We start from the raw sequence: 9341 nt of genomic DNA on the forward strand, positions 1-9341 counted from the left end.
GTAGTGATTATCCTCTGCCGCCTCTACCGCCACCTCCGGATGATCTACCGCCACCTCCAGAATTTCCGCTGCTACCTGATCCTCTGGAGCTGCTTGATCCACTATTGCTAGGGCTGTATGATCTTGAACTGTTGTCGTTTGTTGAACTTGGAGTATAGGATCTTTCTGGTCTGTTGCTTTGGTTGCGAGTAGCGTTACCACTTCCTCTTCTACTTGGATTGTAATTCGAGTTGTTTTGAGATTGTCCTTGATTTCTTGAAAAAGTTGGACTGTTCCTATTGAATCCGTTTGCACTATTTCGTCGGAAATCAGTATTTGTATTTCCTCTACCATTAAAATCGTTTCTACGGTTAACGGTATTTCCTTGGTTTCTAGAGTAGTTTGCTGAATTTCGGGTGTTGTAACTTCTATCTGTACTCGTATTGGTGGTGTAGGAAGAACCTCTTCGGCCTCTATTATAGGAATAACCGCCATTATTATTGGAATTAGGATATCCCCAATTGTTACCCTGCCAATTGTTCCAGCCCCAATTGTTTCCATACCAATTATTCCATCCAAAACCGGCATTCATACCCCATCCAAAACCGCCATTCCAGCCCCAGTTGTTCATTCCCCAACCAAAACCGCCATTCCATCCCCAGTTGTTTCCATACCAGTTGTTCATTCCCCAGCCAAAACCACCGTTCCATCCCCAATTATTCATGCCCCAATTGTTCATGCCCCAATTGTTGTCGTAGATGTTTATGCTTACACCTTGAGGATTACTGCCCCAACCAGGATAGCTTCCGTTGTCTTGTAGAGAGTCGTCTTCAGTGCTAAAATCATTATAATTGTCTACATCTGTAAAAATTTCTACAGGTTGATTGTCGTTTTGTAAAGACCCAAAATAGTCTTTATATTGATTGTTTGGAGTATTTTCTGTCTCTCCTGCAACAGCTCTTCTTGTAGTATTACCATATATTCCATCAGAATCATAGTAAGAGCTATTTTGGTAAGAGCCACAGGATGTAAACAAAATGCTCAAAAATCCAACTAAGTAGTATATTGTCGGATTTCGGAAGGAAAGAGTACTAGTTTTCATATATATGGAGTTTTTATTGTTGGACATTACAAAAATAGTTAGTTTTGTGGAACTATTTATTTAAAATTATTAATGCAAAATTTGTGCCAAACTATTCAGTATGAGTAAGAACATAACTACGAGAGCAGACGATTATTCAAAATGGTATAATGAGTTGGTTGTCAAAGCCGATTTAGCCGAAAATTCAGGAGTTAGAGGCTGTATGGTTATCAAACCTTATGGTTACGCGATATGGGAAAAAATGCAAGCAGAATTGGATCGAATGTTTAAAGAAACGGGACATCAAAATGCCTATTTTCCATTATTTGTGCCAAAAAGCATGTTTGAAGCCGAAGAAAAAAATGCGGAAGGATTTGCTAAAGAATGTGCGATCGTGACCCATTATAGGTTAAAAAACGATCCAGACAGACCCGGTAAATTAATGGTAGATCCGAATGCAAAATTAGAAGAAGAATTAATTGTTCGTCCCACCAGTGAGGCAATTATTTGGTCTACTTATAAGGGTTGGGTTCAATCCTACAGAGATTTACCGCTGTTGATCAATCAGTGGGCTAACGTGGTGCGATGGGAAATGAGAACCAGATTGTTTTTGAGAACAGCAGAGTTTTTATGGCAAGAGGGTCATACGGCCCATGCAACAAAAGCAGAAGCAGTTGAAGAATCGGAAAAAATGATGAATGTATATGCTGATTTTGCCGAGAATTTCATGGCAATTCCAGTTATAAAAGGAATAAAGACAGAAACAGAGCGCTTTGCGGGAGCAGAGGAAACGTATTGTATTGAAGCTTTGATGCAAGACGGAAAAGCGCTACAGGCAGGAACTTCGCATTTCCTGGGTCAGAATTTTGCTAAAGCCTTTGATGTTAAATTTGCAAATGCTGAAGGAAAGCAAGAGCACGTTTGGGGAACATCTTGGGGTGTATCTACTCGTTTAATGGGTGCATTAGTAATGACGCATTCAGATGATCAAGGATTGGTATTGCCTCCTAGTTTAGCACCTATTCAGGTAGTGATTGTTCCTATTTATAAAACAGATGAGCAGTTGGATGCTATAAGAGCTGAGGTAAATGTTTTGACTGCAGCTCTAAGAAAATTAAATATCTCTGTGAAATTTGATGATAGAACTACTCAGAAGCCTGGTTTTAAATTTGCGGAATGGGAGTTGAAAGGGGTGCCAGTACGAATTGCTGTAGGTCCAAAAGATCTAGAAAATGGAACTTTTGAGGTTGCAAGAAGAGATACTTTGTCTAAAGAAGTAATTTCTAAAGATGGAATTGAAACTTATGTCAGTGATTTATTGAAGCAAATTCAAAAAGAATTGTTCGAAAAAGCATTAGATTATAGAAATACACATATTACCGAGGTAAACAGTTTTGAGGAGTTTAAAGAAGTTTTAGATACTAAAGGAGGTTTTGTATCAGCACATTGGGACGGAACTGCAGCTACGGAAGAAAAGATTAAAGACTTGACTAAAGCGACCATCAGATGTATTCCATTAGATAGGGTAAAAGCGACGGGAAGCTGTGTTTTTACTGGAGAAAGTTCAGTTGGAAGGGTGTTGTTTGCGAAGGCATATTAAAAAAAAAAATTTTTTTTTGCATCAGCTATTGTGCGTCTCAAAAATAGTTGTATTTTTGCATCCGCATTAGAGAAGCAGGGCCCGTTCGTCTATCGGTTAGGACGCATGGTTTTCATCCATGTAAGAGCGGTTCGATTCCGCTACGGGCTACTATTTTTATTGCAGACTAAAGTTTTCCTGAACTTAGAGGGAAGTAGGGCCCGTTCGTCTATCGGTTAGGACGCATGGTTTTCATCCATGTAAGAGCGGTTCGATTCCGCTACGGGCTACAAAATTCAATTCAGATTGATAAAACTTAGGGGATAATGGTCCGTTCGTCTAGGGGTTAGGACGCCAAGATTTCGTCTTGGTAACAGGGGTTCGATTCCCTTACGGACTACAATAAAATAGTAAAAGATAAAAAAGCAATAAAATGGCAAATCATAAATCAGCTCTAAAGAGAATCAGAACTAACGAAAAGAGAAGAGTATTAAACAGATACCAACACAAGACTACTCGTAATGCAATAAAAGCATTAAGAATAGCTACTGATAAAACAGATGCTACATCTAAATTGTCAAACGTGATCTCTATGATTGATAAGTTGGCTAAAAAGAATATTATTCATGATAACAAAGCTTCTAATTTAAAATCTAAATTAACGAAACTTGTTTCTAAATTGTAATTAACACAATTTATTATATACAAAAAAAGCTCTCATGAAATGAGAGCTTTTTTTGTATATAACCATTATTATTTTAATTTGTCTTTTAAGTATTCCAGCATAGACTGACTGATTGGTTTTGATAAAAAGTCAATAACCATTGGGTATTTCTTGGATTTTTCCAAGTCCTCTGGGTCAATTGTTGAAGTAAGTACAACAACCTTTATGGTGTTGAATTCTTCAAATTCTGTACTGTTGAAATAATCTAAAAATTCCCAACCGCCCATTACGGGCATGTTTAAGTCTAAAAAAATAAGCTGTGGTTGTGTTATTGGATTAGTTTTGTTGTTAGTATACTTAATGGTGTTGAAGAAATTAAGAGCTTCTTCGCCATTCTGGGATGTGATTATTTCATTAGAAAATGATGATCTAATAATTACTTTTTTGCAAAGCATAAGTGTTATAGGATCGTCATCAATACATAAAATTTGATCTAACATTATTGTCTGTTTTTAAATGTTAATGTAAATGTAGTTCCTTTATTAACTTCGCTTTCAATTTCGATAGTTCCCCCCATTGTTTCAACTTGTGATTTAACCAAATATAGCCCAAGTCCTTTGCTGTCTGGGTAGTTATGAAAGCGTTGGTAAAGCCCAAAAACTTTGTCTCTGTTTCGAACCAAGTCGATACCGATGCCATTGTCTTTAAAAATTAAAACAACAGTATCATCAATTTCGTGAGTGGTAATCGTTATCTTGAGCTTTCTGTTCTCAGATTTGTATTTTATGGAATTGGTTAATAGATTCAATAATATACTCTCAATATATGCTTTATTGATATTAATGATAGCAACTTTTTCAAAATCGAGTTTAATGATTGGCTTGTGTAATTCAATTTGGAAATTAAGCTGACTAAAAACATTTTCAAATATTTTTTTAATAAAGACCTCCTCTTTTTTAATGGAAGGATTGTCTTTTATGACGATTACCTTTACTAGGTCGTTGATTGTGTCGTTCAATAAATGAGTAGATTTATTAAAACCGCTTAAAATCTCCTGTAATTCTTGGTTTTCGATCGGGATGTCTTCTACTAAATTCAGTAAGCCTATTAAATTTGATAATGGTGCTCTGAGGTTATGCGAGGTAATATAAGAAAATTGCTTTAGGTCTTTATTGTTTTGCGTTAGTTCTCTAATGAGTTGCTCTTTTTCTCTTTCTTGCTTTTTCTCATCAGTTATGTCTCGTTGGATTGAAATCCAATGCGAAAGTTCATTGTCTAAGTTGTAAATGGGAATCATAGAGAGGCGTACACAATATTCCTCTTTGTTTTTAGTGTAGCTTATCGTTTCGATAAGGCATTCTTCCTTATTTTTAATAGCAGCTAACAGTTTTTTTAGTTCGTTACTATCTGAATTTGGGCTATTAAATAAATCGGGGGATTTACCAATGATTTCAACAGCTTCATATCCTGACATGATTGAAAAAGCAGGATTTACATAAATTATGTTTGGAATTTTAGCATCACTGGAATCAGCCTCGGTAATGATAATAGAATCTTTAGACTGGGTGATTACGGTCTCTAATAATTTAAGTCTTTGTTCTTCCTCTTTTTGTTTGGTAATATCTTGTATGGCTCCAATCATTCTGACTGCTTTACCGGTATCATCTTTTAATAAAAAGCCTCTGTCTAGAACATATTTATAGGAGTTGTCAGCGCATCTAAAGCGATATTGATCCTGCCAATTTTCTGTTTTTTGTTCTATAAAAGAGTAAAGCCTAATGGACATTTTAATACTGTCTTCGGGATGAATTTTATCAAACCACCAATTTGAATTATCGTCTACATCTTTTTCTTTGTATCCAAAAACACTTTCAATTCCTTTGTTCCAAGAAAAGCTGTCTTCCTGTATCTTCCAATCCCAAATGGTATCGCTAGTTGCTTTAGCTACGATGTTGTATTTTTCATTTGATTCTTTTATTTCGTCATTTGTATTTTTGAGTTTTTCAAATATGGCGACGTTTCGGTTGTCATTTTTCGAGAGAATGAGCTTGAAAATTAAACCAGTAAACAGTACGAATAAAAGGTCCTTGGTAAAAGTGAAAAACGGAAGGTTTTCATTAGATATATATTGTAGTAATAATTTGTGAATAACAATAGCTACAAACATTGAAATAAGGATGTAGATGATTATTACTTGATTGGTTTTGCTTTTCATTACTCAAATATAAATAATTATTGCCGAATTATTAATCATCAGTGATAACTTATTTTTTAAGGATTTTTTTTATTATTATTTTCGGGGTCTAATAGGTTAAGAATATGTAAACTATTGCATAAATATTTTTTATATCAAAATAAAGTGTACCTTTGCACCCATTAAAAATCACAGATGGAATCTATTAGAAACATTGCAATTATTGCCCACGTCGATCACGGTAAAACAACTTTGGTTGATAAAATTATGTATCACTGTCAGTTATTTCGTGATAACGAAAACACAGGTGACTTAATCCTTGATAACAACGACTTAGAGCGTGAAAGAGGTATTACTATTACTTCAAAGAATGTTTCTGTAGTATACAAAGGAACAAAAATCAACATTATTGATACTCCTGGTCACGCCGATTTTGGTGGTGAGGTAGAGCGTGTATTGAATATGGCTGATGGAGTTTGTCTACTTGTAGATGCTTTTGAAGGGCCTATGCCACAAACGCGTTTTGTATTACAAAAAGCATTAGACCTTGGTTTAAAACCATGCGTTGTAATCAATAAAGTTGATAAAGAAAACTGTACTCCTGAAGAAGTTCATGAAAAAGTTTTTGACTTAATGTTTGAATTAGGTGCAGAAGAGTGGCAGTTAGATTTTCCTACTGTTTACGGTTCAGCTAAAAATAACTGGATGTCTGATCACTGGGAAAACGTAACTGATAATGTGGAAGCCTTATTAGATATGGTTATCGAAAATGTACCAGCTCCTAAAGTATCGGAAGGAACTCCTCAGATGTTAATTACATCTTTAGATTTCTCCGCTTTTACAGGTCGTATCGCTATTGGTCGTTTAGAAAGAGGTGTATTGAAAGAAGGTATGCCAATCTCATTAGTTAAAAGAGACGGTACAACAACTAAATCTAGAATTAAAGAACTTCATACTTTTGAAGGTCTTGGTCGTAAGAAAGTTCAAGAAGTAATTGCTGGAGATATTTGTGCAATTATTGGAGTAGAAGGTTTCGAAATTGGAGATACTATCGCTGATTTTGAAAATCCAGAAGCTTTGAAATCAATTGCTATTGATGAGCCTACAATGAGTATGTTGTTTACTATTAATGACTCTCCTTTCTTTGGTAAAGAAGGAAAATTTGTAACTTCTCGTCATATTAGAGAAAGATTGACTAAAGAATTAGAGAAAAATTTAGCCATGAAAATGGGTGAAACTGATTCTGCTGATAAATTTATGGTTTTTGGTCGTGGTGTATTACACTTATCTGTTCTTATTGAAACAATGAGAAGAGAAGGATACGAATTACAAATTGGTCAACCACAAGTAATCATCAAGGAAATTGATGGTAAAAAATGTGAGCCAATTGAAGAACTAACAATCGACTTACCGGAGAATCTTTCTGGTAGAGCTGTAGAGTTTGTTACTATGCGTAAAGGAGAAATGTTAAGCATGGAAACGAAAGGGGAGCGTATGATTGTAAAATTCAATATTCCATCTCGTGGAATTATAGGATTGCGTAATCAATTGCTTACTGCAACAGCTGGTGAGGCTATTATGGCACACCGTTTCATTGGATATGAGCCTTACAAAGGAGAGATAGCAGGACGTAACAAAGGGTCATTAATTTCTATGGAAAAAGGAAAAGCGATTCCTTATTCTATCGACAAATTACAAGATCGTGGTAAGTTCTTTGTTGAGCCAAATACTGAAATCTATGAAGGTCAGGTAATTGGAGAAAACTCTCGTGCTGATGATATGTGTGTAAACGTAACTAAAGAGAAAAAACAATCTAATGTACGTTCATCAGGAAATGATGAAAAAGCAAGGATTATTCCTCCAATCATTTTCTCTCTTGAAGAAGCTTTAGAATACATTCAAAAAGATGAATATGTTGAGGTAACTCCTAAATCTATTCGTTTACGTAAAATTTATTTGACAGAAACTGATAGAAAGAGATTTAAAATCTAATTCTATTTTTATAAGATTTAAAAGCCATTCGTTTATTCGAATGGCTTTTTTTATGGCCTTTTATAACGGGTTTAAGTAGTATCGGGATGTTTTTTTACCTCATCAGAGAGAGTTGCATAATGCAACTTGAAATAGTTAGCTCAATAATAGCAACACTAAAAAGTGAAATTTCCTTTAGCATAAAAAATTGCCTAATCTTCAATATGAAAAGTAATCATTTACTATTTGGCCTACCATATACCCCAAAATTAATTATCTTTTTAAACTGAAATGACCCTTGACCTCCCTACCATCTTCTAGTTGCAAAGTGTACCAATAGTCATCAGATGATAAAGGTTGTCCCGCAATAGTACCGTCCCATCCTTGACTTGTCGGTATTAATTGCTTTAAAAGCTTTCCATAGCGGTCAAAGATATAGATAGTTGAATTGCCATTAAAAGTGGCATTTATTCCTTCAATATTCCAGAAATCATTAAAACCATCATCATTTGGCGTAAAATATTTTGGAACACCAATAACAGAAATAGTTTTACTAACCGTTCCACATCCATTTTTGTCATTAATGTAAACTTCATGAATACCAGAAGATACATTATTGAAATAATTAGATAACTGAAAAGGTCCATTTGGTTTGTCCAAGCTGAATTCATACGCACCTTGTCCAATTGTGTTTACTGTTACTGTATTGATAGCACTTAAGTCTACTATGTCTATCTTTGTTATGGTCGCAATATCTGATGCTGAAACTTTTATCTTTTTTGTTGTACTGCATCCTGCAAGGCTTGTTACTACAACCGTGTAATCACCTTCCGTATTAACATCAAGTGTTGAATTCGTTTGTCCACTTAAGAAACTGTTGTTTTTTGTCCATGTATAAGTGTAGTTGGTAGATTCTATACCGCTCGGAAGTCCAGATTCTAATGTTATATAAAATGCGGGAAGGTTTGAACAAACTATTTTAGTTCCCTCTGGATCATCCTCAATAACTGGTTTTGGATTCACGACTAGTTTTAGTAAAGGACTTATACCGTAACAAGTATTGTCTGCCGTACTTTCCACTCGGACCCAAATAATTTGTTCATTTGGATAGCCTTCATTTCTATATTTGGACGGGTTTTGTATTGCATTATTTTCGGATAAAGCATCTGCTTCATTTTTGAAATATTGAATAGAGTAGGGAGTTGTCGCAGGCGGAAGTATGGAACTAATATCCACGTTAATGCTACTGAAATCAAATGTAGCGACTCCGTCTTTATCGTCATTTATTGCTGTTAAGTCATCACAGGCTGATAGTATGCGAGTGAAAGAAGGTGGGATTTGTGTTGTAGATACTAGTAAATCAAGTTGGGCAATTTTTATGCAACTGTTTGTGTTCTCCACTCGTGCCCAAACCTTCATGCTTCCTGCAGTAGTATTTGTAAAGGCGATAGGGTCAGGAATTAATTTTTCAGGGTCACTTATTTCTGCACCAATAAGTGAGGTATAATAGGTGATTTTAGCAGAGATAGTAGGCGATATTTCGTTATTTTTTATAGTTAAATTAAAGGCTGAAAATCCATCAGAATCTTCATCGCACTGCACTATTGTTACGTTGTTTACTAGCGGAAGAGGCGTTACAGTTAGATTAACTTTACTAATGGCTACACATAAAGTAGCAGGGCTAAAAGCTTTAACATAAATGTCCTGTTGATTAGGGTTCGTGTTATAAAACAAGGGGCCTAATTCATTCCTATCTGTTTCAGCATCATTTTGGGAAACTTGAATTCAATTAATAAATGCGAAAGTTAGGAATCTCAAAGAAAGATGAAATATTTTTTCAGAACAAAGAAAAGAAAATTAATTCTTTTCCCTG

7 protein-coding genes and 3 tRNA genes are annotated in these 9341 nt (G+C 35.1%); 6 read left to right on the forward strand and 4 right to left on the reverse strand.

Features of this window, described 5'->3' with window-relative positions:
- Positions 1-7: 7 nt before the first annotated feature.
- The gene (locus tag BUC11_RS13930) at positions 8-1081 is read right to left on the reverse strand and encodes a hypothetical protein (protein WP_073355039.1); all 1074 of its coding nucleotides are present in this window, start codon (positions 1079-1081) and stop codon (positions 8-10) included.
- 100 nt (positions 1082-1181) lie between these two features.
- On the opposite strand from BUC11_RS13930, the gene proS reads away from it, so the two are divergent.
- The 5 genes from proS to rpsT all read left to right on the forward strand — a co-directional run bounded on the left by proS (position 1182) and on the right by rpsT (position 3324).
- The gene (proS, locus tag BUC11_RS13935) at positions 1182-2660 is read left to right on the forward strand and encodes a proline--tRNA ligase (protein ID WP_073355041.1); all 1479 of its coding nucleotides are present in this window, start codon (positions 1182-1184) and stop codon (positions 2658-2660) included.
- Between the two features lie 78 nt (positions 2661-2738).
- Positions 2739-2810, forward strand: a tRNA-Glu gene (locus tag BUC11_RS13940).
- Positions 2811-2857: 47 nt separating this feature from the next.
- Positions 2858-2929, forward strand: a tRNA-Glu gene (locus tag BUC11_RS13945).
- 38 nt (positions 2930-2967) lie between these two features.
- Positions 2968-3039 (forward strand) — tRNA-Glu (locus BUC11_RS13950).
- A gap of 33 nt (positions 3040-3072) precedes the next feature.
- Positions 3073-3324 carry a 30S ribosomal protein S20 gene (gene rpsT, locus BUC11_RS13955; RefSeq protein ID WP_066078122.1) on the forward strand — a complete coding sequence of 84 codons (252 nt, stop codon included), beginning with the start codon at positions 3073-3075 and terminating at the stop codon, positions 3322-3324.
- 68 nt (positions 3325-3392) lie between these two features.
- On the opposite strand, the gene BUC11_RS13960 is transcribed toward rpsT, so the two are convergent.
- Entirely contained in the window at positions 3393-3803 is a 411-nt protein-coding gene (locus BUC11_RS13960) for a response regulator (RefSeq protein ID WP_073355042.1), read from the reverse strand.
- Complete coding sequence (locus BUC11_RS13965) at positions 3803-5518, reverse strand: PAS domain-containing sensor histidine kinase (RefSeq protein ID WP_073355045.1); 1716 nt, start codon at positions 5516-5518, stop codon at positions 3803-3805. The genes BUC11_RS13960 and BUC11_RS13965 overlap by 1 nt, the downstream gene beginning before the upstream one ends.
- Positions 5519-5692: 174 nt before the next feature.
- Here BUC11_RS13965 and typA point away from each other — a divergent pair, with 174 nt between their 5' ends.
- On the forward strand, positions 5693-7489 hold the full coding sequence (gene typA / locus BUC11_RS13970) for a translational GTPase TypA (protein ID WP_073355046.1): 1797 nt from the start codon (positions 5693-5695) through the stop codon (positions 7487-7489).
- Between the two features lie 252 nt (positions 7490-7741).
- Here the strand turns inward: typA and BUC11_RS13975 are convergent, their stop codons facing one another.
- Complete coding sequence (locus tag BUC11_RS13975) at positions 7742-9202, reverse strand: T9SS type B sorting domain-containing protein (protein ID WP_073355048.1); 1461 nt, start codon at positions 9200-9202, stop codon at positions 7742-7744.
- Positions 9203-9341: the final 139 nt, after the last annotated feature.

The sequence above is a fragment of the Flavobacterium xanthum genome (assembly GCF_900142695.1).
GTDB classification, from domain to species: Bacteria; Bacteroidota; Bacteroidia; order Flavobacteriales; family Flavobacteriaceae; genus Flavobacterium; species Flavobacterium xanthum.

Excerpts from the sequence above, each read along its gene's own strand:
- BUC11_RS13930 (WP_073355039.1), bottom strand. The coding sequence starts at position 1,081 with ATGAAAACTAGTACTCTTTCCTTCCGAAATCCGACAATATACTACTTA.
- BUC11_RS13960 (WP_073355042.1), bottom strand. The coding sequence starts at position 3,803 with ATGTTAGATCAAATTTTATGTATTGATGACGATCCTATAACACTTATG.
- BUC11_RS13965 (WP_073355045.1), bottom strand. The coding sequence starts at position 5,518 with ATGAAAAGCAAAACCAATCAAGTAATAATCATCTACATCCTTATTTCA.
- proS (WP_073355041.1), top strand. The coding sequence starts at position 1,182 with ATGAGTAAGAACATAACTACGAGAGCAGACGATTATTCAAAATGGTAT.
- rpsT (WP_066078122.1), top strand. The coding sequence starts at position 3,073 with ATGGCAAATCATAAATCAGCTCTAAAGAGAATCAGAACTAACGAAAAG.
- typA (WP_073355046.1), top strand. The coding sequence starts at position 5,693 with ATGGAATCTATTAGAAACATTGCAATTATTGCCCACGTCGATCACGGT.